Origin of the sequence: Methylophaga muralis (assembly GCF_001720165.1) — a bacterium.
GTDB lineage: Bacteria > Pseudomonadota > Gammaproteobacteria > Nitrosococcales > Methylophagaceae > Methylophaga > Methylophaga muralis.
The window spans coordinates 1-22,942 of record NZ_MCRI01000017.1 but is presented as its reverse complement, the minus strand read 5'-3'; the positions used below and the strand labels follow the sequence as shown (position 1 = coordinate 22,942).

Sequence of the window (22,942 nt, the reverse complement as noted above, 5' to 3'; positions counted from 1 at the left end):
AGCATTTCTCCGCATATCCTCGGTTATTTGTTAATTGGCAAACAGCCGCTGATCACTTATTTCGTGGCGCATCGCTGCAATTTCTGTAGAAGGCAAATAGCTGTGCATTTGTTGTATGTCGGAAACCGGTTGCTCCAGAAGTTCGGCAATATGTGACGTTAAGTTCTGCCGAATTAGCTGTGCATGTAAGTGCCCTAACTTCCCTAAGCGCATTGCGGCGCCCAATAAGTCTGCACAGACCCCATGTGCTCCGGCCACTTGGGCTTCAAGCAATGTCATGCCGCAATGGCGAAACACCAAACCTTGAATGACCGCCACATGTCCGGTGGCTTCATGGTTATGTAGTTTTTGACGATACTCAAGGCTACCTGGCGTACCTAAGCGTGCATGCATACTTAATAAAGCGGCACCATTTCGACAGGAGCCAATTCTTAAGCCTTCTGATAACGTTAAAGCATCAACTTCTTGGTCAATTTCTACGACAATATCCAACTGATTGGCGTTGTGAAAACTTCGGCCTAACGCAACACGATCCAAACTATTCCAACGGCCACTCAGTTGGGCGGCGATAAAGTCATAAACTTGCTCGGGTGTAGCTATTTTTTTATCGTTAAATAACGCTTCAAGTCCACCGGAAAATGCAAAACTGCCACTTGGAAACTGACTATCCCCAAACTGCAGCATATTCAACATACCAAAGGCAGCCGAATGTGAAGAGTTGGACACTTGCTCAGCATGCATCGGGAGTTTCACAAACCACACGTTTGCTATCAATTAACGGCGCAATTCGGTCAATGTAACGTTGGGCTGGACCTTCCAGCGCTACTAACAAATCAGTGCCATCAAACCTAATACGCCAATGCAAATTACCGGCATGGTAGCCAAGTTCCAACGCGGTTTCAGCATCAATCGGCGATAAACGTAACCACTGCTCTTCATTAACTCTGATGACAAAAGCTTGATGTTTATCCAGATAGAGCACGGCACCGTTATACAATTTCTGGGATCGTGATAATGCAATACCGCACTCTGTGCCTTTATCGGTAATCACTTTTTGCCTGCTACGTGAGGTATCACTCACATTCAGTTTAATAATTTCCACACCGCCTTGATGCTGCAACTGATGCAACTTTTCAGAAAGCGACTCATCATTTGCACTGCCAATAATTTCACTCAGAACAATCATTTTGTTTCCTCTTGGCTTTGACCGATCTTGCTAAATCGTTAAATGTTTATTCGCCAGTTCATCGGTAAGTTCAGCACCTTTTCCGGTCAGCACGACCCGTCCGTTATCTAAAAAAACAAATCCATGGGAAGCACGTTTGGCAAAACGGATGTTTTGCTCAACCAGAATGATGGTTAAATTAAGTTTTTGGTTGAGGGTAATAATGCATTCTTCAATTTGCTCAACGATATTCGGCTGAATGCCTTCGGTGGGTTCATCCAATAATAAAATATCCGGATTGGTGGCCAAGGCTCTGGCAATGGCTAACTGCTGTTGCTGCCCACCAGAGAGTAAACCACCCGCCCGGTTCAAGTTGTCCATCAAATATGGAAACAGTTCGGGTACCAATTCTGGGATTTCGACTTTGCCATTGATGTCCGCAAAACGACCCATCAAGATATTTTCTTTCACACTGAAATCTGGAATGATTTCCCGTCCCTGCGGCACATAACCAATACCGGCACGTGCCCGTGAAAATGTGGTTTTAGTGCTGAGATCGTCCTCATTCAACAGTAGCTTTCCAGTCATCGAACTGGTTAACCCCATTATGGTTTTTAATAACGTACTTTTACCCACGCCATTACGGCCTAATACCGCAAAAATTTTGCCCTTTTCTATCTCCAGATTAATGTCGTGCAGGATGTGACTGCCACCGTAAAAACTATTAACTGATTCAAGCTGTAACATTACGCAATGCCTCCACTTCCTAAGTAAGCATCTTTTACCGCCTGGTTTTTTTCGATTTCACTGATGCGTCCTTCGGCTAAAAACTTGCCTTGATGCATAACCGTAATTTTGTCGGCAATCTCCCGGACAAACGCCATATCGTGTTCCACGACAATAATCGTGTGCCTACCTTTTAAGTCATTCATGATTCGAGACGTTTTTAATGTTTCATCTGCCGTCATGCCCGCGGTTGGTTCATCGAGCAAGATAACCTTCGGGTTGCGGATGATTAACATTGCTAATTCAAGCCATTGCGTTTCTCCGTGTGACAGAGTTCCAGCAACGTGATCAGCCTTCTTGTTCAGGTTGGTCAGTTCCATAACTTCTGCTAAACGATCCATATGGATCTGCCGTTTCATCGAGCCCAAGTTGGCAAATACAGAAACTTGCTTCATGGCAGCCACCGATAGATTTTGTAGAACCGTTAGCTCTTTAAAGACGCTAGGTATTTGAAATTTACGACCAATACCTAGCCGAGCAATGACATGAGGTGGTTTATTGGTAATTTCTTGCTCACCGAGAAAGACTTTTCCTTCCGTTGATTGGGTCTTGCCGCAAATCATGTCCATTAAGGTAGTCTTACCGGCACCATTAGCACCAAGTAATACCCGCATTTCACCGTGCGCAACCACCATGCTGAAATTGCTGACTGCCTGAAAACCGCTGAAATTAACCCCCAAGCCATCAATATAAAGATCGAGTTTTGATTCGATCATGCGGCTCCTCCTTTAGTTAATTCTTCTGCTTTGTTTTGCTCGTTTCGCTGTTTCTTGTCGTCTTGTCGTGCCACGAATTTTTTACAAAGTCCATGTGCAATTCCAGCTAAACCGTTAGGCATGAATAAAACAACCAACACAAAGCACAATCCCAAGATGGCTTGCCAGGACTCAACAAAAAGTTCACTTTCACTGACCGATGACCCAAGCATGGAAATCGCAATTGCCCCTATACAGGCACCCAGTATTGAAGCTCTGCCACCCACAGCTGCCCATATCACCATCGTGATACTGAAGGTCAAATCCATAAAGGTAGGCGACGCAAATTCTGAGGTAATGACATACAACAAACCAGCAAACCCTGAAATCGCCGCTGAGACACAGAAGAAAAAGGTTTGATAGGCAGCAGCATCAAAACCCAGGTATTTCGCACGATTTTGATCATCTCGTATTGACTGCAAAATCAGCCCAGAACGACTGTTAATGAGTAATCGTGTCAACAATAAAACGACGATAAGTGAGCAAGCCACCAGGTAATAGGTGGTCACGCTATATGGATCAAACTCATAGCCAAACACAGTAAACCAGGCTAAATCTGTTAAACCGTTAAAGCCTCCCGTCAACGCTTGGTTATCCACCACCAGTAATCTCATCAACAACACGGATGCCAGTGTAATAATGGAAATAAATACGCCCGAGATACCTTTACTAAAAATGATTGACCCTAAGGCCCAGGCAAACAGCACTGGAAGCGCGATTGCCATAATCAAACCAAACGTTTGTGATTGAAACGGTATCCACAAAAATGAGCCACTATTGATACAGCATAAATCGATAACCGCATTGGGCTCCGCGTTCCACATCATAAAGTCCGGAATAGGGCTTTCAGTACCTTGTTCCAAGCTGGTTGGACTGGCTAGTTTCAAGCTCATACCCAGCATGTAAGCACCGGCACCAAAAAACATACCCTGCCCCAGATTGAGTATTCCTGCATAGCCCCAACTTAGTGAAACAGCCACACCAAGCATGCCGAAAATTAAATACTTCGCAGTACGGTTCAACCAGAATTCATCCAGTGCCAAAGGCAACATCAACACGGTGACAATAAAGATTACATAAGCCATTATTTTCAAATGTGAATGCGTCATAACTAGCGCCCTTTATAATTAAACAGGCCGCGCGGACGCCACACAATAATGCAAATGACGACGGCAAATACTACTGCCCGGGCAATAATGTCATTACTGAAAAATGCCACAAAACTCGTCAATTGCCCCAATACACCGGAAGCCACAATTGAACCGACCAAACTACCTACTCCACCGACAACTACGACCAGAAATCCGTCTACCACCATTGCACTGCCCATATCAGGCATAACCGTTTTAAACCCTGACATCATTACCCCTGCCACGCCGGCTAACCCCGAACCGTAAGCAAAGGTCAACGCATTTATTTTCTTGACATCAATACCACACGCGGCCGCCATTTCTTTATTACGCATAATGGCTCGAACTTGTTGGCCGATTCGGGTGCGATACATCAAAAACCAGGTGAACGCTGCCAGGACAATGGAAATCAAAATAATGAAAGTTCGATAGGGCTGAAGTACAAAATCCCCTAACATAATCGGTTCGCTGAGTACCTTTGGTACGGTTACCGACTGTAATCCAGGACCCAATCCGTCAACATGAATACCAAAAAAAGATAAACCGAATTCCAAGCGGATCGCTTGCTGTAACAGAATGGCCACGCCCCATGTGGCTAACAAGGTGTCAAACAAACGGTTATAGAGTCGACGGATCACTAGTTTTTCAATCAACAGTCCTAATCCAGCACAAATTACAAAGGCGAGAGGGATTGCAGCGAATAAATTTATATCCAGATAAATTTGTGACAGCACCGCGGTGTAAGCACCTATCATCACTAACTCACCATGAGCCATGTTAATGACCCCCATCGAGCCATATACAATCGATAATCCAAGGGCAACCAAGAGCAGGACCGAACCGAGACTAAGACCTATAAACACTGTATCTAACATTTCAAATACTCCTCGTTAAACACCCTGACTACATCCTTTCAGTCAGGGTGGATAAAGAAATGTTTAACGTTACAATTTAGAACTATCTAGCCCTGACTCACTGCAATAAAGCGATTCTGCAGTTTCTCCGTAGGCGGAATAAGGAAGCGGCAACACGGGACTGTCATATTCATCAACAATTAGCCCTTGTCCGTCTTCTTGCCATTGCGCGATGCGTGGTGTCATTGAGGTATGAAGATTGTCCCTACTGACGGTCATTAATCCACTCGGTGTTTCCTGACTAACCCCTTTAACAGCATCACGAATCCCTTCAGGGGTGACATCTCCTGATTTTTCTATAGCAGCAGCCCACAGATAAACCCCTGAATAGGCCGATTCCATTGCATGATGAGTAACTGCGTTGGCATCTTTGGTATACGCCTGATAACGCTCTATGAAAGCTTTGTTTTCGGCTGTATCAATTGCCTGAAAGTATGGAAAAGAGGTGTAACTGCCAGCAGCAAATCTACCACCTAATGCTGCGACCTCAATTTCAGACGTAACTGTAGAGGCAATCGGAATATCCGCTTGTGAAATACCCTGATTGGCAAATTCCCGGTAGAAAGCAATAATGGAGTCACCGACGACGTTGGATAAAACAATGTCGGCACCACTATCTTTGATCTTCCTGACCATAGATCCCCATTCTGAATGTCCTAATTCCAGATAATCATCGCCTACCCACTCAGCACCATTTTCTTCAATGAGTTTTTTCGCGACTTTTGCCATTTCTTTAGGAAAGACATAATTCGAACCGACAATGAAAAATTTCTTCTTACCTAGCGTATTAACCAAGTATGGAATGTAATTATTTAACTGCTGATTAGGGACTGAGCCGGTATAAACCACATTTTTGGAGCATTCAAAACCTTCATAAAAGGTCGGATAAAACAAAAGGTTTTTGCGTCGCTCAATAACCGGCAGCATGGCTTTACGGCTAGCTGAGGTATAGCCGCCAAACACCGTCGCTACCCGATCACGAATCACCAGCTTGCTGACTTTCTCATTAAATGTTTTTGGATCACTGGCACCATCTTCCAAAATAGGTTTGATGATCATGCCGTTAACACCACCAGCCTCATTAATTTCTTCAATAGCCATCATCGTGGCACTGGCAAGTGATTTTTCAACAATGGACAGGCCGCCAGTTTGTGAAAACAACACCCCCACTTTTATCTCTTCATCAGCATGAACATAGTTGGAGCTCATGATGGAAACACTCGCCACCAAGGCCGCTGTTTTTAAATCACGCATTAGGTTTTTAACTAATTTCATCAGTTTTTCCCTTTAAAAACGCAAAAGGGCCCCCTAATAAATTAGGGAGCCCTTATGCTCGAATCAGATGTATAGACATTTAGAGACGCATTTCAAATCTGCAACTGTGAAATGATGCTTCACTGAGCGCTTTTGCCCGGCTGAATTCGCGCTTTTGCGATCAGCCTTGTTCTGCAGTTTGAAAATAAGTCCTCAAGTTACCATCTGCATAGGGTATGCCAGTTAATAAAATCCTATAAGATACAATTACTAAGCTTGATATCAGGATTGTGGCAAGCGATATTTAAGACCTTTTTTGGTGCAAAAAATCATTATGAAGCACCTTTTTGGTTCTCAATTTAAATCAGATTTTTCAACAAACTAATAAGGGGGGGGTATTGTTTTCACCGTGTTGACTTTGCTTTTTTGGTGTGTTCAACTTTAAGCGACATTTAGAAAACGCGCACTAATACTATAGTTTCAGTCTGTTAAAACTGATTCTGTGTAGTTTCTTAACCAGGTTAACGTTTAAGAAATATTTTTAAGCCCTCATGAATAGCATCTATTCGTGGGGCTTTTTTATGCAAGGTTTATTAATGTCTAATCACAATTCTTCCGCACTTCCAGTTGGGGTGATCTTTTCTCAAACTGGCGTAACCGCCAATACGGAGCTTAGTATGCTCCGAGCAAGTTTATTGGCCATTGATCGTATTAACCGGCAAGGTGGAGTCAATGGTCGGTTACTCTCGCCTATTTGTGTTGATCCGCAATCCATCGCCGAAAACTATGGCAGTTTGGCGCAGAAACTGATTATTGATCACGGCGTAAAACTCATTTTTGGTGGATATACCTCAAGTTCCCGTAAAGCCATGCTTCCTGTGACCGGGCGACATAATGTATTGCTGTTCTACCCCACACAATATGAAGGTTTCGAATACGCATCAAATGTTATTTACACTGGTGCTGCCCCCAATCAGGGATGTTTGCAGCTAGCTCAGTATATGTTGAGTAATATCGGTAAACGCGTGTGGATGGTTGGCTCAGATTACATCTGGCCACGTGAAATCAACCGTATCATGCGTGACTTAATTGTTGAGTCAAACGGTGAGGTGCTTGGCGAGGAATTCCGTCCACTTGAGACCGATGAAGCTTCACTCTTTCAAGTCGCCAAACTTATTAGCGAGCAAAAACCTGATTTTGTTTTTGCTAACTTTGTCGGTAAAAGCATTCAATCTTTTTACCAGGCAATGCATGAGCTCAATGCTCAAAATCCCATACCGATCGCCAGTTTAACTACCACCGAAACTGAAATTCAGGCCATGGGATTTGAGGCCGGCCTGGGTCACTACACTGCAGCGCCGTATTTTCAATCGATTAATACCCCTATAAATATCGAACTGGTTAAGGAATACCGTTCTCTATATGGCGAAGATCAAGTAACCAATATGTGTTGGGAAGCAGCTTATTTCCAAGTACATCTGGCAGCAAAAGCAGCAGAATTGGCGAACTCATTTCAACCAGATGCCATTCTGGAACAGATAGCAAAAGTTCAACACCTCGCGCCGCAAGGCAAAGTCCGTATTGATACTGCTAATAACCACTGTTATCTGTGGTCACGAATTGGACGAGCAAATGATAAAGGACAGTTCGATATTGTAGCGACATCAAAAACAGCCTTAAGACCTGATCCTTATTTAGTTTCTTACAGCAAATCATCCGCTTCCTCGATGCAAATGATTGAAACCAATACTTTCGCATCACCAGCAGATAAGGTTTCGCTGTGAGTAAAAGATTAACAGCGGTTCAACAGCCTTTTGAGATATCGACATTGGTTCGAAATCTGCGTAATCACAAAATTTTATTGCTGATGCCAGAAGGCGAAAACAGAACCAAAATGGAACAACAAATTCGACGGATTGGCTGCAGGCTGCAGGCTCAATGGCCGCCACCAGAGCAAATTGATTCCGTGTATCAAGTAGTCATCTTGGGGCTGACATCAGTGATAGAAAAGGATCAAGCCTTTCATTGGGATGTCAGTAATCCACCAGCGGCTTTAGTATTAGTCGTGGACTATGAAAATCCTTTGGTATTGCAATATTCATTAAGCTTAAACGCTCAGGCCATTATCGCCTTACCTTTTCATCCTATGGGGGTACTGAGTAACTTATTGTTAAGCTTGCAAGAGTACAAACAAGTTCGCTCGATGCTTAAAACAATCCGCAATCTGGAATTGAAATTGAGCGCCAGCGAGCATATTGAAAAAGCAAAACATCACATCAGCCAAACTCAGGGAATAAGTCTTGAAAAAGCCTACATGGCAATGCGCAAGCTCGCTATGGAACGCCGCCAGCCAATCGGAGAAATGGCAAAGGAAATTATTGCTCAACAACGAGGAATTCAAACCGATAAATGACGAAACAGCCTAATACAGTATTGGATTGGTATCTGGCTTGATTGATTTTTGAACGGCTAGATCAATAAAGGGCTGAAGTTAATCGATTGCAAACTTCAGCCCTTACATGATTATTACTATTTTGATTTAAGGCCCAAAACCACCAGGCATTGGAATGACCTGGTCTTGTTCGGTCACAATATCTGCCTTGGCACGCATCAGGTTGTTGCCGACAAAACCGCCCAGGCGATAGACCCAAGGTTCAACTTTCTGGTTAATTTCTTCCACTTCAGCCTGAACTTGTTCAGATGTTTTTAACACATCCAGACTGGCGATGGCTTCAGGAACTTCAGCGACCGCTTCGGGTGCGTATTCAGCGCGGAAGGTGGAGAAGTAAAAACCATCATTAAAGGAAGTCTCAGAGATGACTTTTAGTCCATCGTAGCTTAAGAACTCTGCGCGAACGACTTCAGCATTACCACGTGAAAATTCACTGGCCGGTTGTACATCTTCTAAACGCATCTGGAACAGTGATCCGGCGATATCATAGCCTAGCTGTTCATAACGGAAGATAGTGTTTTCACGGTTTTCCGGCGTACCAAATTTATCTTTCACACCCAGATTTACTAGGGTTGCAGTGTTTCCATTGGGTTGAATGATATCGACTTGGGCAATGCGTTCACGTGCAATATCCATGATTTGCCCATCAATCCAGTTCAACATCATCGGACTGAATTGAAAGTACCCTTCAGCCAGATAGCTGCGTTCATCACCATCACGACGAACATAAAATTGCTGCGGACCCGCTGTTTGTGCACTTAAATCACGAGGCTGCCCCAGAATTAAACTAACCACTTCTTCGTCGTCTTTCATCAAATTAATGACAAATGAAGTGCCGCCTTCTTCAGCGCCTTCCACACCCAGCACATAATAAAGCTCAGGATCATCGGTTTTTTGTTCAAGAATACGGGCATCGGCCATATCGACCAGCATTCTTCTCACCAACGATTGATCAGCCGGATAATTATGATAATCCTCAATGAACCAGGCGGAACCCTGTCTGCTCAGGGCGAATTCATCTTTATCACTTTTGAAGGTGATATTGTTCACATCACTTAGCTGTTCAAACAATTCTGGAAACAGCAATGAAAAATCATCGCTGGTATCTTCAGCTTTGTAAATGGTGATTAACATCCAGAGCACCATCACAGAAGTGATGATGGCGAGGATGGAAAGGCTATTAAGTTTTTTCAGCATCTGTAGAACCTGTCTGTTCAATTTGATACAAACGTCATATGACGAATGCAGAATTTACGATTGGAAACGACCACGCGAACGTTTACGAACTCGTAACCATCCGGTAATCAGTGCCAGTATCGCCACAATGATTGGTATCAACCCAATATTGATGAACTTCACCAAACCTTCCAACTGATCGATATCTTTACGCAGATTGCCTTTCACTGCCCGTAACTCTAATTCGGTACGATCAGCAATTGCTCTGAATTCAGCAATTTCTTTTTGTTGTTCAGGCGTAGAGATCTCTTCACCAGTAACATTGCGGTCCACCTGCATACGTGCAATACGCTGACGGGTTTCCTGTAATTTGTTTTCCAGTTCACGTTCTTTGGCACGGTAGAGTCTCTCAGCTTCACGTTGCAAAGCTTCAACCCGAACAAATGGACGGCTAAAGCCAGTACGTGAACGTACGCTTATCAAACCTTCGGTACCGGTTAACTCTTCAATGGCGTTATGCACAAAGTCGATATTATTCGAAGTATTGAAGGCTAAATCCTGACCGTAAAAATCCTGCATGATGACCCAGAAACGATCATCAAGCAGATCCACGTCGGCAATCGCAATCACGTCAATGCCATCAACTGCTTCATCGATATGATCCGGCATTTTCACCAAATCTCTGCCATCACCTCTAGCACCGTCAGGAAACGCTGAACGCGATTGTCCCTGGATACGCACGGCTAATGGATAGCTGATAGTACCGCCCTCATAGCGGGTCAGTAAGGCAACAGGATCATTACGGAATTGCACCACACGTTTATCCACCAACATGGCTTCATTACTGGAGCTCAACAACGGTGTTATCTCGGTCGTGGCGTTATCCAATACTTTGAAACGCCCCGCTGTCGCCACATTGATTTGGCGTAATTTTGAAGTGATACGCTCATCTTGATTCATATTCTCTTCAGCCAGTGCGTTCCATAACACGTATTCAATCGGCTGATTATTACTACGCGCACCAAAGTCCACCTGACGGGCGGTTTTGCGGTCGGCGACGATATCAGATGCATCACGTTCCACACCCCATGCAGTCAACAATTCCGGCATATTAGAGCTGCGATTTGCCACCATAGCCGCCATTGGATTTTCCGGATCACGTTCTGGAACATCTATTTCTGCATATGGATCGACAAAGGTGATTAATTTGCCGCCGCGCAATACATATTGATCAATAGCGTAAAGTGTTTGTTGTGGTAATTCTTTGGGATGCACCACCATCAACAAATCAATTGACGACGGGATACGGCGGATATCTTCCGGTAACATCGAGACGTTAAACATCTCACGCAATTTACCCATTACAGCCCAGGGTTTTGCACCGCCCTCGGCATCAAGCTGACCTTTTAATGGGTCATAGCCTTCACCATCAATTGGTAATGAGCTCATTACTGCTACATTTTTACGCTGCACATCTGACAGTTGATAAATCAACCGTGTCAGATCGTATTCCAGTACATCCTCCATTTCCGGTTGAAAGAAACGGATCCGCTCTAAACCATCAAGAATATTGGTACCGGCAACACCGAAAAATAATGGATCGGTTTCGCCTTCAATTGGAATGGATTGCAAACCATATTGCTGAGCACGCTGCTCGTGGTCTGAAAAAGGTCTTGGATTAATGATTTTGACCTGAACCATGCCATCAGAAGCGCGTTGATATTCCATCAACAGTTCCTGCACCCGCTGGGCATAGGCTTTCAATGAAGGCAGAGCCTGAGCTACCTGCTCGGAATAATAAAACCGCAGAGTTATAGGTTGCTGCAACGAAGACAGAATGTTCAATGAACCTTCTGACAAGGTGTACAGCTTGTCCTCTGTCAAATCGACCCGAGCGGATTTGAAATTGCCGTTTACAACAATAATAAAAGCGATAAACAGAATAACGGCCAGAATCAAACCGGTTGAAGATAAAAGTTGTTTATTCATTGCTGACGGGTGCTCCTAATCGGCTTTACGTGCATTCACTATCAAGGCGTTGGCAAACAACCAGATAGCGATAAGCGCTGCAAAATACAAAATGTCACGTAAATCAATTACCCCTTTGGAAATCGCATCAAAGTGGGTTAGAAAACTGAATGAACTAATGGCATCGACCAAAGGCTGTGGTGCCCAGCTACTGAAGAAATCCAGCACAATGCCGTAACCGGCCAGTACAAATATCAGGCTGACAATCAGGCTAAGTACAAAGGCAATGACCTGGTTTTTCGTTACCGCTGAAATACAGGAACCAATCGCCAGGAAACCACCGGCCATCAGGAAACTGCCAACAAAGCCGGTGAAGATCACGCCGTTATCCGGGTTACCCAGATAATTTACGGTGATCCATAGTGGGAAGTTCAGAATCAACGCCAAACCGGTAAAGGCCCAGGCGGCAAAGAATTTACCCAGCACGGCTTCAAAGACTGATACCGGCAAGGTCATTAACAACTCGATTGAACCACTCTTACGTTCTTCCGCCCATAAGCGCATCGAAATAGCTGGGATCAATAAGATGTATAACCAGGGATGTAATGAAAAGAATGGATACAGGTCGGCTTCGCCACGAGCAAAGAAATTGCCCACATAAAATGTCGAGAAACCAGCCAATAATAAAAAGATAATAATAAAAACATAGGCAACGGGGGTGGCGAAATAACCGCCAAACTCACGTTTCATGATGAACCAGATATTCAGCATATTCATCATTTAACTCCTGCAGTACTAGGCAAAGTGATGCTACGGAAAACTTCATCCAAGCGGCCACTTTCGGCATAAAGTGAAGCGATTTCCCAACCTTGTTCACGAATTCTTTCTGACAAGGCAATGGTGATATGAGCGCTGGCTTTCGGAAACACTCGAATGCCATTACCCAATGTCAACAATTCGGCATCAGCGACAAAATCCAGAGCCTTAACAAACTGCAACAATTTAGTGTTATCAATTTCGTTGACCGTCAACACCACCGCGTTGTGATATCGAGATTTGGCTTCTAACTCAGCAGGTGTTCCATCAAACACGACTTTACCACTGGCAATCACCACGTTTCGGGTACACAGAGCATTCACTTCTTCGAGGATATGGGTCGAGATAATAATGGCTTTGTCTTCTGCCATTTCATTGATCAAGGTACGAACTTCGTGTTTTTGATTCGGATCCAAACCATCGGTCGGTTCATCCATAATCAATACCGGCGGGTTATGCAAAATGGCCTGCGCAAGACCAACACGACGTTTATAGCCTTTAGATAAGGTTTCAATCGGCTGATACATTACGTTAAGGATTCGGGCACGCTCTGCAGCAGATGCCACTGCACGTTTTTTATCGGCACCGGATAAACCACGAATATCCGCAATAAATTTCAGGAAACTATCCGGTGTCATGTCTGCGTAAGCAGGCGCACCTTCGGGTAGATATCCGAGGCTGGCTTTTACCGAAATAGGATCAGTTGAAACATCATAACCACAGACTCTTACGGTACCGCGAGTGGGTGCCAGAAAGCCGGTTATCATCTTCATTGTGGTGGATTTACCTGCGCCGTTCGGGCCGAGAAATCCAAGTACTTCGCCTTTACTGACTGAGAATGTCACACCATCCACAGCTCGAATCTCGCCAAAATGCTTGGCCAGATCTTCAATCTCAACTCTGAGTGTCATACTTAAAGCGTCCCCCGCTTCATCAAAAGCATTTTCAAACCGGGCATTATTCAGCCCCTTCCGCTATTACGTCAAGCTTAATACATTAAAGTTTTCAGGAAATTCTCCCGCACAATAACGGGAAACCACTCCCGACAGGCATTGGGGCCTGTATAACTTTCTAAACCACCATCGCTTGGGGTTATTTTTTGTCCAACAACGCGTAATTTATGCGATATGGGCATCTTCATAAGCTATTTCCTAAACTGTATCGCGTAAAACTAGTCCCTACTGAAAAATAAACGGACCCTATGCATTTTTTTGCTGTCAGAAATGCGCTATGGTGAAATCTGACAATTAATCTCTCTGGATGTTTTATGGCCGCAAATTCATTTTTTCAACGCAGTCGTCAAGTGTGGTGGAACTTCACAGATTCATTCCGCGATGCTGACAGCCGTCGACAAATATCCAAAGCTTTGCTGCTGGCTGTTGCCATCATCGTGTTGCTTTTTATCGTCATCATGATTTGGTGGAGCGCTCCCCCAAGTGCATTTGATCCTAAAAACAATGCCCGCGATATGGCTGCAGAAAGACAACATGAACTGGTTACGGGCTATACGTCCACCGCAACGCTTATCACCTTGGCCAACACACTGCTTGATAAGCCCGGCGGTTATTTAACCAACGACGTGATGCCACCATCAGTGTGGATGGACAATATGCCTAACTGGGAGTTCGGCGTTTTGGTGCAGATTCGCGACTATTCACGTGCCCTGCGCAACGACATTAGTCGTTCCCAGTCTCAATCCGCAGAAGACAAAGATCTGATCATTGCTGAGCCGCAATTTAATTTTAATTCTGACTCATGGTTATTTCCGTCTACCGAAAGCGAATATCGAGACGGTGTAAAAGCTTTAGAACGTTATTTAGCCCGTCTGGCTGACGTCGAAAGTGAAGAAGCACAGTTTTATGCTCGAGCAGATAATCTGGCTGCCTGGCTGGGTATCGCTGAAAAACGTTTAGGCAGTTTATCTCAACGTCTTGGTGCCAGCGTGGGGCAGATACGTGTGAATACTGATTTGGCAGGCGATCCCACTGCACATCAATCCACTATTACTCAGCTGGAAAGAGTGACCAAAACACCCTGGACGAAAATTGATGATGTGTTTTATGAATCACGTGGTTCCATCTGGGCGATGATTCATCTGCTCAAAGCAGCAGAGCATGATTTTGCCGATGTTTTACAAAAGAAAAATGCACTGATCAGTCTGCGTCAAATTATTAGAGAACTTGAAGCGACTCAAGCTACCGTCTGGAGCCCGATCATCTTAAACGGCAGTGGCTTTGGTTTGTTCGCTAATCATTCCTTAGTCATGGCGTCTTATGTCTCACGAGCTAATGCGGCAATGATTGATCTACGACGCCTGCTTGAACAGGGTTAAAATCAACTCTTCATCTCTGATCTTGAGTAGGTCCAGCAGTCAATGAGTTATAAAACCTCTGTCAAAATTCGGCTGCATATAAATGACAAAGTCGCGTTGGGGCCGGGAAAAGCGGATTTACTCGACGCTATTATTCAAAACGGGTCTATTTCTGCTGCGGGCCGGGCCATGGGCATGTCGTATAAACGCGCCTGGGATTTGGTGAATACGATGAATGAAAGTTTTGCCAAACCAATTGTATTGACCGCAAAAGGCGGCAGTCATGGTGGTGGCGCGGAAGTCACAGAACTTGGCAAACAAGTGTTACACCAGTATCGACAAGCGCAAGTGCAGGCTGAAAAAGCCATCGAACAGGAAATGAACAAGCTATCCGAGCAATTAAAGCTCTAATCCCCTCGATAATCGCCTTTTAAAAATTCATTTACAGCTCACGGTATATATGTTGGAATACATCGAATTTTCCAGCTTGTGGTGAGACTTAATATGAAACGTTTGTTTTCCTTGTTGTTTATCAGCTTTTTGCTGAGTTCTACAGCCAGTGCCGAACAATTACTCAAATTATCCACCACCACCAGTACCGATAACACCGGCCTGTTAGGCGTATTAAACAACGCTTTCACCGAGTCAACAGATATCAAAGTCGCCGTCATTGCGGTTGGTACCGGTCAGGCTTTAAAACTGGGAGCCAATGGCGATGTCGATGTAGCACTGGTACATGCACCACAAGCCGAGTTGGAATATGTCGAAAAAGGTTATTTCATTGACCGCCGATACGTTATGTATAACGACTTTGTTATGGTTGGCCCGACAGATGATCCAGCCGGCATTGCTTCAGCTAACAACATCAGCGAAGCCATGCAAAAAATTGTTGAATCCGGCAGCCGGTTTGTCTCCCGTGGCGATGATTCCGGCACCCATAAAAAGGAACTCGAACTATGGCAAACCGCCAATATCAGCCCATCTGGTAGTTGGTATGTGCAAGCCGGGCAAGGCATGGGCGCTGTACTGAAAATTGCTGACGAAATGTCAGGCTATGCATTAACTGATCGAGGTACCCAAATCGCCTATCAGGACAAAATGCAATTACAGCTGCTGTTTGAAGGCGGATCTATGTTGTCCAACCCCTATCACATTATGGCGGTCAATCCTGAACAGCACCCCCATGTGCAAGCCGCTATGGCAAAGCAGTACATGGATTTTGTAACCGGAGAACAGGGCAAACACATCATTGATAACTTTAAAATTAATGACCAACCATTATTCTTCACGGCGTCTCCGCCAGCAGACTAAATCCTTAAGTTATTTTTAGAGGCTTTACCCAAAAAAAGCATAACGTTAACCATCGTTATATATACAAAAACATATTGAGAAATATAAACGGAAAAATTATGGCCCCCTTCAAACTTAAAATCAGCCTTCTCACCTGCTCTCTCGTCTTTGGCTCTATTGCTCAAGCCGATTCCACTTTTGATTTAGGGCGCATCGAAGTCAACGCTACCCAAGATCTTCCGGCACTGGGTTCAGCATCGATCGATGCACAAACCATGCGTGACGAAAATCGTGAAACTGTTACTCAAGCGCTGGATAGACTGCCAGGTATTACGGCAAATAATATCGGTGCACGCAGTGAACAGATGGTGTTTGTCCGTGGCTTTGATTTACGTCAGGTTCCAGTATTTGTTGATGGTATTCCGGTTTATATTCCATACGATGGTTATGTAGATTTAGGCCGCTTTACGACATTTGATTTAGCCGAGATCAATGTTTCAAAAAGCTTCAGCTCAGTTTTGTATGGTCCTAATACACTTGGCGGTGCCATCAACTTAGTCAGCCGCAAACCCACCGAACAACTCGAAGGAGAAATCGGAGCTGGATATAACGTAGGGGATCGCAGCGGCAGTGATGGCAAACGTACCTGGTTGAATCTGGGCAGCAATCAAGGTTTATGGTATGCCCAGTTAGGGGCGAGTTACCGTCAGCAAGACAGTTTTTCTTTGTCTGATGATTTTAATCCTACCGAGGCCCAGAGCGCTGGCCTGCGTAACAATGCTGAACGCAAAGATACCAAGGTCAATATCAAACTGGGTTTAACACCAAATACAACCGATGAATATGCTATCGGCTATGTCAAACAGGATGGTGAAAAAAATACGCCTCCCTACGCCGGTGATAATCCTGATGTGCGTGTTCGCTACTGGCAATGGCCCTATTGGGATAAAGAGAGCGTATATTTCCTGAGCAATACGGCCATTGGAGACGATAGCTATATCAAAACGCGTCTGTATTACGACAGCTTTGATAATTTGCTATCAAGCTTTGATGATGACACTTACACCACACAAAACCGACCTTATGCATTTGATAGCTTTTACGATGATGAAACCTACGGCGCCAGTGTTGAGTTTGGTAAAACACTTGGCCGACACGACGTTAAGCTGGCAGCCCATTATAAGTTCGATGAACACAAAGAAAACGATCTAGGCGAACCGGTCAGAACCTTTCAGGACAAGACAGTTTCATTTGCCATCGAAGATACTATTCGTCTGACCGAAAGACAATATCTGGTGGCTGGCGCAAGCTACGACAGACGCCGTAGTGATCAGGCAGATGATGTCGCCACAGGCCAACCTTTTGAGACCAATGATGCCGACTCGTGGAACCCGCAAATCGGTTACTTCCTCGACATTGATGATCGTAATGAAGCCCGCCTGACCTTATCGAAAAAATCGCGCTTCCCAACTATAAAAGATCGTTATTCCTATCGATTCGGATCTGCCTTGCCTAACCCGGGCCTTGAAGCCGAACAATCGAAAACCATTGAAACTGGCTGGGTACATAAAGTTGGCACCACCGCCCGCTTCGAGGCAGCGGTGTTCTACAGCGATATCAAGGATCTGATTCAGGAAGTCAGTGTGACCTCTAATCTGTTTCAATTCCAGAATGTCGGCGAAGTCACCGCCAAGGGCATGGAATTAAGCAGTGACTTTTGGCTTGGCGATTGGGAATTTGGCGGTCATTACAGCTATCTGGATCGTGAAAATAAAAGCTCCGATCTCAAACTGACTGATGTGCCACGCCATAAAGTTTTTGTCTATGCCACCTGGCATATTACCCAACCATTTAGCGTTTCGGCGACCAGCCAATATGAAAGCAAACGTTACACCACCACCGATGGAGAACGTCGAGCCGATGCATTCACCATTGCCGGACTGCGTGCCAGTTACGCCTTTGATAAGGGTGTTACCGCCAGAATGGGAATTGAAAACCTGTTAGATAAAAATTACGGCTATCAGGAAGGCTTCCCAGAAGCAGGTCGCACCTATTACGCTAACCTGAGTTATCAATTCTAATGATGAAAAGTCTGCTTACGTGCACTCTGGCCTGTTTGCTACTCTTCTCTGGAGTAGCAAAAGCAGTCACGCTGAATGTCATGACCAGCTATCCACAACCCGTGGTGATGGTGATGCAGCAGGCTTTTGAAGAGGCCCATCCCGATATCGAACTGAATATTCTATGGCGCAGGCCGCATGATGCCCTGTCAGTGCTGCTGCAAGAGGAATCTGAAAATGTAGATGTGATTTGGATGCCTTCGGTCAGAACATTTTTGAGCTTGAAAGCACATGGGAAATTAGCCCAATTTAAGCAAAACAGGACAGGCTTGCCTGTATTACTTGGTGATACGGCGATATCGGATCCACAAGGCTATTTCATTGCAACGGAAATTGCCGGATATGGCTTATTCTTTGAACCAGAAAAGCTGAAACAAGCTGGACTGGCGGTTCCCAACCAATGGCAGGATCTGCTGGCCGCCGAATGGCAAGACAATATCGCTTTACCGATTCCATCCGAAGTGAGCTTTGCCCATATGCTTATCGATCAGCTGTTACAGGCTGAAGGTTGGCAAACCGGCTGGAATCAATGGCAACAGATTGCAGCGAATAGTCACTTAATGGGCCGTGGTGGCATGTTCACTACTGAAGCCGTCTTGGCAGGTCAGGCCAAAGTGGCTTTTACCATGGATTTTTTTGCTGCCTCCAGTATCGCCAATGGTGCCAATGGCAAGTTTATCTATCCAAAACAAACGGCCTTTAATCCGGCTCATGTCGGCATTTTATCTGCCGCCACTCAGCCCGAAGCAGCAAATACCTTTGTGGACTTTATTGTTTCCGAGCAAGGGCAGTCGTTATTACTACATCCCGATTTACGCAAATTACCGGTTAGGCCCAGCGTTTATAGCCAGGCACCAAAGATGCAAAACCCATTTGCTGGCTATATCCGCCATCAATATGATTACCAAACAGGATTGCAACGCCGGGAGTACAACGCCGTGGTGTTTGATGCGGCGATTACCCTGCATCATGACAAGTTAAAACAGGCCTGGCAGCAATGGCATCAGTTGCAACAAAACGCGGATGCCGATCAGCAGGCAGCATTAGCTGAAATAAAAACCGTATTGCAGCAGTGGCCGGTGGAAGAACCGGCCATGGATAACGATGTATTACAGGACTGTGCCCAACGTCATGATGATGTCAAAAAACAGCAAAACTGTGAAGCATTTAAATCCGAGCTTGCCCAGTCCTTTGAAAGGCAATATGACAAAGCCCTCAACATGCTGGCGCAATTAACTACAAAATCATGATGCGTCTGTTCGCACTAATATTCATCGGCATAGTTTTGTCGGCAAAAGTGTATGCCGAGGATTTACTGGAAACCACTGAGCTAAGTCGCCGGGCATTATCAATGCCGATGCCATTATTGGATAGCGAACAAAAGCTGGGACAATTCGCCGCTGGTCGCAGTCTGTTTAACCAGATGTGGGTTATCGCCCCTTCCAGTGATGAAGATATTGATGGACTGGGACCACTGTATAACAGCATTTCATGCCTAGCCTGTCATTCCGGAAATGGCCGTGGCCATGCTCCAGATGGCCCCACAGAAAAAATGCGTTCGATGCTGGTCAGGCTAAGTATTCCTGGTGAAAATCCGTTTCATAGTGAGCCACATCTAGTTTACGGTGGGCAATTACAGGAATTCGCTGTCCCCGGCGTGCCAGCGGAAGGCAGAGCCGAAATTCATTATGAATATTCCACCATCGCGCTCAGTGAAGGTGAAACGGTCACTTTAAGGAAACCATCGATTAAGCTGGTCAACCCTGGCTATGGTGAGTTTGGTGAGGTACTGACATCAGCACGCATTGGTCCGGCATTAGTGGGGATGGGTCTGGTTGAAATGATTGATAAACAGGAAATCCTTAGCTGGCAGGATGCCGATGATGCAAATGCCGATGGCATCTCCGGACGTGTTAACTGGATAATCGATGATGCCACGCTAACCCGCAAAATCGGTCGTTTTGGTTATAAAGCCAGTATCGTTTCTTTAAATGAACAGATTGCCAGTGCTTTCCAGGCGGATTTGGGACTCACTTCAGCATTATTTCCTGAAGAAAATTGCAGTGATGTTCAATTAGCCTGCCAACAAGCGGTCTCAGGCGGTAAACCAGAACTCACAGCAGAGCAATTACAAGCAGTGAGTTTTTACTTACAGTTTCTGGCCGTGCCAGCACCACGGGATCAATCTAAACCTGAGGTAATTCGAGGTCGAGCGGTATTTGACGAGGCAGGTTGCACAGCCTGTCATCGTCCACAGATCAAAACATCCTCAACAGCCAAACCTGCAGCATTTGCCAATAGGCTTATCGCGCCTTATAGCGACTATCTACTGCATGATATGGGTGAAGAACTGTCCGATCATCGTCCTGATAGTGGTGCCACAGGAGCTGAATGGCGCACCGCCCCATTATGGGGGATCGGGCTTGCAGAAAAGGTCGGTGACAGGGTCGGATATTTACATGATGGTCGGGCCACAACGTTGCTGGAAGCTATTCTCTGGCATGGTGGTGAAGGTCAAAAGAGTCGAGATGGGGTGATCAATATGCCTAAAGCGGATCGTGATGCCTTACTGCAATTTCTCAAATCTTTATAGAAAAAAACGATGACAACATACATGACCACTCAAACAATGTTGCGAATTCTATGGGTGATAATGATGATGCTTGGACCACTCAATACGGCAAGGGCTGATGTCATAATTTTATATGCCGCAGGTAGCCTGAAAACGGTCCTCAGTGAAATATTGACTGAGTATAGGCAACAGCATGATATTGCTATTAACAGTCAGTTCGGACCGAGTGGGATGTTAAGAGAAGCGATTGAAACTGGCGAGCATGTTGATATTTTTATCTCAGCGAACATAGCCCATCCACAAACTCTCGCCGCTCAAGGCTGGGGAGAAACAGTAACGCTATTGACCCGGAATCAACTGTGCGCTTTGGCTCAACCTGATATTGAACTGTCCAGCCACAATTTTTTGGAAACACTGCTCGATAAAAAAATTCGATTAGGGACTTCAACACCCAACTACGATCCCAGTGGCGACTATGCCTGGGAAATGTTTCACAAAGCCGAACAGATTCATCCGGGTAGTTTTAAGTTACTGAGCAACAAAGCCCAACAACTGACTGGCGGACCTGACAGCCCCCAAGCTCCGGAAAACCAAAATCAATATGCCTGGGTGATGCAACAAAACAACGCGGATGTATTTCTGACTTATTGCACCAATGCGGTATTGGCCCAACAAGAGCTGCCTGAGCTGCAGATAATCCAACTACCAGACAACCTTGCCGTTGGAGCGAAATATGGATTGATCATGCGGCGAGGTGCACCGGCTGCTACAAAAAAACTAGCGATGTATATGCTTAGTCCCGAAGGACAGAGCATATTACATCGCCATGGTTTTGCTACTGATTAATGCGTTATTGAACGTTAAGTCAGCGTTTTAGAATGCCCACTGGCTGCGAACCTGGAATACATTAGGTTTTTTCCCATCAAAGTCAGGCCCACCGTCAATATCTAAGACATGCACATAATCCGCCGAGAAACGTAACATTGGTACGGGATACCAATTGAGTCCCAACGTCATTGAGTCAGCTTCACCACCATTAATCGCGCCATCATTTAAATCCAGTGAACTGTAACGCATGGCCACTTCCCAGGCACCAATGCCACCATCACCCACTCGATGATTCGGTTTAATACCACCAAATACGCCATTTTTATAGGGACGGGATTCGCCAGTTAGCAAATAACTGCTTTGCACATACCAGCCATCAAAATCGGCATTACTGATATTGTCACGATCTACTGAGGTGCGAATATATTCGGCTTGTGCAGTAAAAGGCCCGATTACTGTGGCGAGTTCCAGGCCGGTTTTCAGCATACTGTCGGCATTATCAATTGCAGAAGTATCGACAATACGCACACCGGACACATTGGATTCAGGTGCCTGACTGAAACGCACGGTATTGTTTGGTTGCAAATCACGGTAATTTAAACCCAAACCGATATGCAGCAACTTACCGGGTTCATTAATCGGTGAAAGAGTTCCACGCGTGCTCCAGCCCCACCCTTCATCATCCTCACCACCGGTATTGCCGACCGTGTCCCCAAACACTCCCGCCGCCACTGTCCAATACTGACTATTACGAGCGCCCATCACACCGATATGCCGTCCGGCATTAAATGCTGTGGGTAAGGCACGTTCCATAAACATGGTGTTATTAGCACTGATCATATAATCCAGACTGAACGGATCTTTGAAATTACCGACCATGATTTGATAGTTTTCAAACCCGTCGTAGGTGATAAAAGCATCGGTAATCGAACTGTTATCAAACTCGTATTCCAGTTTATAACCCCAGTCACGATATAAAGTACCTGAAAGATATAATCGGGCACGGCGAATATCGGTGCCATCGCCCATATCCGGTGAGCCACCATAAGTCGCAGCATCTACTTGAACTCGTCCGCCAACTTTCGTGGAAAACTGACCGTCGCGAGTTTTAAGCGTTAAGCCACCTTGAGTAGAAATTTCGACATCAGAGGGTTTGGTTGCTTCAGCCAGCTTTTCATCAATCGCGGCTTTTTCCTGAGCTTGGGTAGTTTTATTTGCTGCCAATTCATCCATCAATCGACCGTATTGTGCATCGGTCACCATGCCATTTTCATGCAGCATATTTATAAGTGTTTCAAGCTCGGAGGCCTGAGTGGAAAAGCTCAGAGATAAACCGATGGCGGCTGCCAGCAGGTGTTTTTTGGATAGCATAAGTATAGCCCTCAAATTGTCAGAAAACTTCTGT

Annotated in this window: 22 protein-coding genes; 9 read left to right on the top strand and 13 right to left on the bottom strand. The window is 45.2% G+C overall.

The genetic code is table 11. The features are described from left to right. Nucleotides 1-30: 30 nt before the first annotated feature. The 7 genes from A9E74_RS08320 to A9E74_RS08290 form a co-directional block, all read right to left on the bottom strand. Nucleotides 31-741, bottom strand: a complete 711-nt coding sequence (locus A9E74_RS08320) for an urease accessory protein UreF (RefSeq protein WP_084003006.1) — start codon at nt 739-741, stop codon at nt 31-33. Next, nucleotides 731-1,186 carry an urease accessory protein UreE gene (gene ureE, locus A9E74_RS08315; RefSeq protein WP_069296168.1) on the bottom strand — a complete coding sequence of 152 codons (456 nt, stop codon included), beginning with the start codon at nt 1,184-1,186 and terminating at the stop codon, nt 731-733. Before ureE ends, A9E74_RS08320 begins: the two co-directional genes overlap by 11 nt. Nucleotides 1,187-1,216: 30 nt before the next feature. Further along, nucleotides 1,217-1,912: an urea ABC transporter ATP-binding subunit UrtE gene (gene urtE / locus A9E74_RS08310; RefSeq protein ID WP_069296167.1), complete on the bottom strand. Its 696-nt coding sequence runs from the start codon at nt 1,910-1,912 to the stop codon at nt 1,217-1,219. Further along, a complete protein-coding gene (gene urtD, locus A9E74_RS08305) occupies nt 1,912-2,667 on the bottom strand; it encodes an urea ABC transporter ATP-binding protein UrtD (RefSeq protein WP_069296166.1) in 756 nt (251 codons plus the stop codon). The genes urtE and urtD overlap by 1 nt, the downstream gene beginning before the upstream one ends. Then, the gene (gene urtC, locus A9E74_RS08300; RefSeq protein ID WP_084003005.1) at nt 2,664-3,815 is read right to left on the bottom strand and encodes an urea ABC transporter permease subunit UrtC; all 1,152 of its coding nucleotides are present in this window, start codon (nt 3,813-3,815) and stop codon (nt 2,664-2,666) included. The genes urtD and urtC overlap by 4 nt, the downstream gene beginning before the upstream one ends. 2 nt (nt 3,816-3,817) lie before the next feature. After that, nucleotides 3,818-4,711 carry an urea ABC transporter permease subunit UrtB gene (gene urtB / locus A9E74_RS08295; protein WP_069296165.1) on the bottom strand — a complete coding sequence of 298 codons (894 nt, stop codon included), beginning with the start codon at nt 4,709-4,711 and terminating at the stop codon, nt 3,818-3,820. A 69-nt stretch (nt 4,712-4,780) separates the two neighbouring features. Beyond that, nucleotides 4,781-6,025: a transporter substrate-binding domain-containing protein gene (locus tag A9E74_RS08290; protein ID WP_069296164.1), complete on the bottom strand. Its 1,245-nt coding sequence runs from the start codon at nt 6,023-6,025 to the stop codon at nt 4,781-4,783. A gap of 575 nt (nt 6,026-6,600) precedes the next feature. Between A9E74_RS08290 and A9E74_RS08285 the strand changes: the two genes are divergently transcribed. Both A9E74_RS08285 and A9E74_RS08280 read left to right on the top strand, forming a co-directional pair. After that, complete coding sequence (locus tag A9E74_RS08285) at nt 6,601-7,788, top strand: transporter substrate-binding domain-containing protein (protein WP_069296196.1); 1,188 nt, start codon at nt 6,601-6,603, stop codon at nt 7,786-7,788. Next, nucleotides 7,785-8,417 (top strand): ANTAR domain-containing response regulator, encoded by a 633-nt coding sequence (locus A9E74_RS08280; RefSeq protein WP_069296163.1) that lies wholly within the window; start codon nt 7,785-7,787, stop codon nt 8,415-8,417. The genes A9E74_RS08285 and A9E74_RS08280 overlap by 4 nt, the downstream gene beginning before the upstream one ends. Nucleotides 8,418-8,543: 126 nt before the next feature. On the opposite strand, the gene A9E74_RS08275 is transcribed toward A9E74_RS08280, so the two are convergent. The 5 genes from A9E74_RS08275 to A9E74_RS14335 all read right to left on the bottom strand — a co-directional run bounded on the left by A9E74_RS08275 (nt 8,544) and on the right by A9E74_RS14335 (nt 13,557). Next, nucleotides 8,544-9,653 carry a DUF4340 domain-containing protein gene (locus A9E74_RS08275; protein WP_069296162.1) on the bottom strand — a complete coding sequence of 370 codons (1,110 nt, stop codon included), beginning with the start codon at nt 9,651-9,653 and terminating at the stop codon, nt 8,544-8,546. A gap of 54 nt (nt 9,654-9,707) precedes the next feature. After that, nucleotides 9,708-11,621 carry a Gldg family protein gene (locus A9E74_RS08270; protein WP_069296161.1) on the bottom strand — a complete coding sequence of 638 codons (1,914 nt, stop codon included), beginning with the start codon at nt 11,619-11,621 and terminating at the stop codon, nt 9,708-9,710. A gap of 15 nt (nt 11,622-11,636) precedes the next feature. Next, the gene (locus tag A9E74_RS08265) at nt 11,637-12,377 is read right to left on the bottom strand and encodes an ABC transporter permease subunit (RefSeq protein ID WP_084003004.1); all 741 of its coding nucleotides are present in this window, start codon (nt 12,375-12,377) and stop codon (nt 11,637-11,639) included. Beyond that, entirely contained in the window at nt 12,377-13,327 is a 951-nt protein-coding gene (locus A9E74_RS08260; RefSeq protein ID WP_069296160.1) for an ABC transporter ATP-binding protein, read from the bottom strand. Before A9E74_RS08260 ends, A9E74_RS08265 begins: the two co-directional genes overlap by 1 nt. 77 nt (nt 13,328-13,404) lie before the next feature. Continuing rightward, nucleotides 13,405-13,557 (bottom strand): hypothetical protein, encoded by a 153-nt coding sequence (locus tag A9E74_RS14335; RefSeq protein WP_176718913.1) that lies wholly within the window; start codon nt 13,555-13,557, stop codon nt 13,405-13,407. Nucleotides 13,558-13,683: 126 nt separating this feature from the next. Here A9E74_RS14335 and A9E74_RS08255 point away from each other — a divergent pair, with 126 nt between their 5' ends. The 7 genes from A9E74_RS08255 (at nt 13,684) to A9E74_RS08225 (ending at nt 21,555) form a co-directional block, all read left to right on the top strand. Then, a complete protein-coding gene (locus A9E74_RS08255; RefSeq protein WP_069296159.1) occupies nt 13,684-14,748 on the top strand; it encodes a DUF2333 family protein in 1,065 nt (354 codons plus the stop codon). A gap of 42 nt (nt 14,749-14,790) precedes the next feature. Next, a complete protein-coding gene (locus A9E74_RS08250) occupies nt 14,791-15,138 on the top strand; it encodes a winged helix-turn-helix domain-containing protein (protein ID WP_069296158.1) in 348 nt (115 codons plus the stop codon). 93 nt (nt 15,139-15,231) lie between these two features. Next, nucleotides 15,232-16,038 (top strand): ABC transporter substrate-binding protein, encoded by an 807-nt coding sequence (locus tag A9E74_RS08245; protein ID WP_069296157.1) that lies wholly within the window; start codon nt 15,232-15,234, stop codon nt 16,036-16,038. A gap of 98 nt (nt 16,039-16,136) precedes the next feature. Beyond that, nucleotides 16,137-18,098 (top strand): TonB-dependent receptor plug domain-containing protein, encoded by a 1,962-nt coding sequence (locus A9E74_RS08240; protein WP_069296156.1) that lies wholly within the window; start codon nt 16,137-16,139, stop codon nt 18,096-18,098. 80 nt (nt 18,099-18,178) lie between these two features. Then, nucleotides 18,179-19,387 (top strand): ABC transporter substrate-binding protein, encoded by a 1,209-nt coding sequence (locus A9E74_RS08235; RefSeq protein WP_069296155.1) that lies wholly within the window; start codon nt 18,179-18,181, stop codon nt 19,385-19,387. 35 nt (nt 19,388-19,422) lie between these two features. Next, a complete protein-coding gene (locus A9E74_RS08230) occupies nt 19,423-20,730 on the top strand; it encodes a di-heme oxidoreductase family protein (RefSeq protein ID WP_218104301.1) in 1,308 nt (435 codons plus the stop codon). A 21-nt stretch (nt 20,731-20,751) separates the two neighbouring features. After that, nucleotides 20,752-21,555, top strand: coding sequence for a molybdate ABC transporter substrate-binding protein (locus A9E74_RS08225; protein WP_069296154.1), 804 nt, complete (start codon nt 20,752-20,754; stop codon nt 21,553-21,555). 27 nt (nt 21,556-21,582) lie between these two features. On the opposite strand, the gene A9E74_RS08220 is transcribed toward A9E74_RS08225, so the two are convergent. Then, a complete protein-coding gene (locus tag A9E74_RS08220; protein ID WP_069296153.1) occupies nt 21,583-22,908 on the bottom strand; it encodes an OprO/OprP family phosphate-selective porin in 1,326 nt (441 codons plus the stop codon). Between the last annotated feature and the right edge of the window lie 34 nt (nt 22,909-22,942).

Coding starts and splice junctions, on each gene's coding strand:
- A9E74_RS08260 (WP_069296160.1), bottom strand. CDS start 13,327: ATGACACTCAGAGTTGAGATTGAAGATCTGGCCAAGCATTTTGGCGAG.
- A9E74_RS14335 (WP_176718913.1), bottom strand. CDS start 13,557: ATGAAGATGCCCATATCGCATAAATTACGCGTTGTTGGACAAAAAATA.
- A9E74_RS08265 (WP_084003004.1), bottom strand. CDS start 12,377: ATGAATATGCTGAATATCTGGTTCATCATGAAACGTGAGTTTGGCGGT.
- A9E74_RS08235 (WP_069296155.1), top strand. CDS start 18,179: ATGACCAGCTATCCACAACCCGTGGTGATGGTGATGCAGCAGGCTTTT.
- A9E74_RS08285 (WP_069296196.1), top strand. CDS start 6,601: ATGTCTAATCACAATTCTTCCGCACTTCCAGTTGGGGTGATCTTTTCT.
- A9E74_RS08275 (WP_069296162.1), bottom strand. CDS start 9,653: ATGCTGAAAAAACTTAATAGCCTTTCCATCCTCGCCATCATCACTTCT.
- A9E74_RS08290 (WP_069296164.1), bottom strand. CDS start 6,025: ATGAAATTAGTTAAAAACCTAATGCGTGATTTAAAAACAGCGGCCTTG.
- urtD (WP_069296166.1), bottom strand. CDS start 2,667: ATGATCGAATCAAAACTCGATCTTTATATTGATGGCTTGGGGGTTAAT.
- A9E74_RS08245 (WP_069296157.1), top strand. CDS start 15,232: ATGAAACGTTTGTTTTCCTTGTTGTTTATCAGCTTTTTGCTGAGTTCT.
- A9E74_RS08255 (WP_069296159.1), top strand. CDS start 13,684: ATGGCCGCAAATTCATTTTTTCAACGCAGTCGTCAAGTGTGGTGGAAC.
- A9E74_RS08240 (WP_069296156.1), top strand. CDS start 16,137: ATGGCCCCCTTCAAACTTAAAATCAGCCTTCTCACCTGCTCTCTCGTC.
- A9E74_RS08225 (WP_069296154.1), top strand. CDS start 20,752: ATGACCACTCAAACAATGTTGCGAATTCTATGGGTGATAATGATGATG.
- A9E74_RS08250 (WP_069296158.1), top strand. CDS start 14,791: ATGAGTTATAAAACCTCTGTCAAAATTCGGCTGCATATAAATGACAAA.
- A9E74_RS08220 (WP_069296153.1), bottom strand. CDS start 22,908: ATGCTATCCAAAAAACACCTGCTGGCAGCCGCCATCGGTTTATCTCTG.
- urtE (WP_069296167.1), bottom strand. CDS start 1,912: ATGTTACAGCTTGAATCAGTTAATAGTTTTTACGGTGGCAGTCACATC.
- ureE (WP_069296168.1), bottom strand. CDS start 1,186: ATGATTGTTCTGAGTGAAATTATTGGCAGTGCAAATGATGAGTCGCTT.
- urtB (WP_069296165.1), bottom strand. CDS start 4,711: ATGTTAGATACAGTGTTTATAGGTCTTAGTCTCGGTTCGGTCCTGCTC.
- A9E74_RS08320 (WP_084003006.1), bottom strand. CDS start 741: ATGCATGCTGAGCAAGTGTCCAACTCTTCACATTCGGCTGCCTTTGGT.
- A9E74_RS08270 (WP_069296161.1), bottom strand. CDS start 11,621: ATGAATAAACAACTTTTATCTTCAACCGGTTTGATTCTGGCCGTTATT.
- urtC (WP_084003005.1), bottom strand. CDS start 3,815: ATGACGCATTCACATTTGAAAATAATGGCTTATGTAATCTTTATTGTC.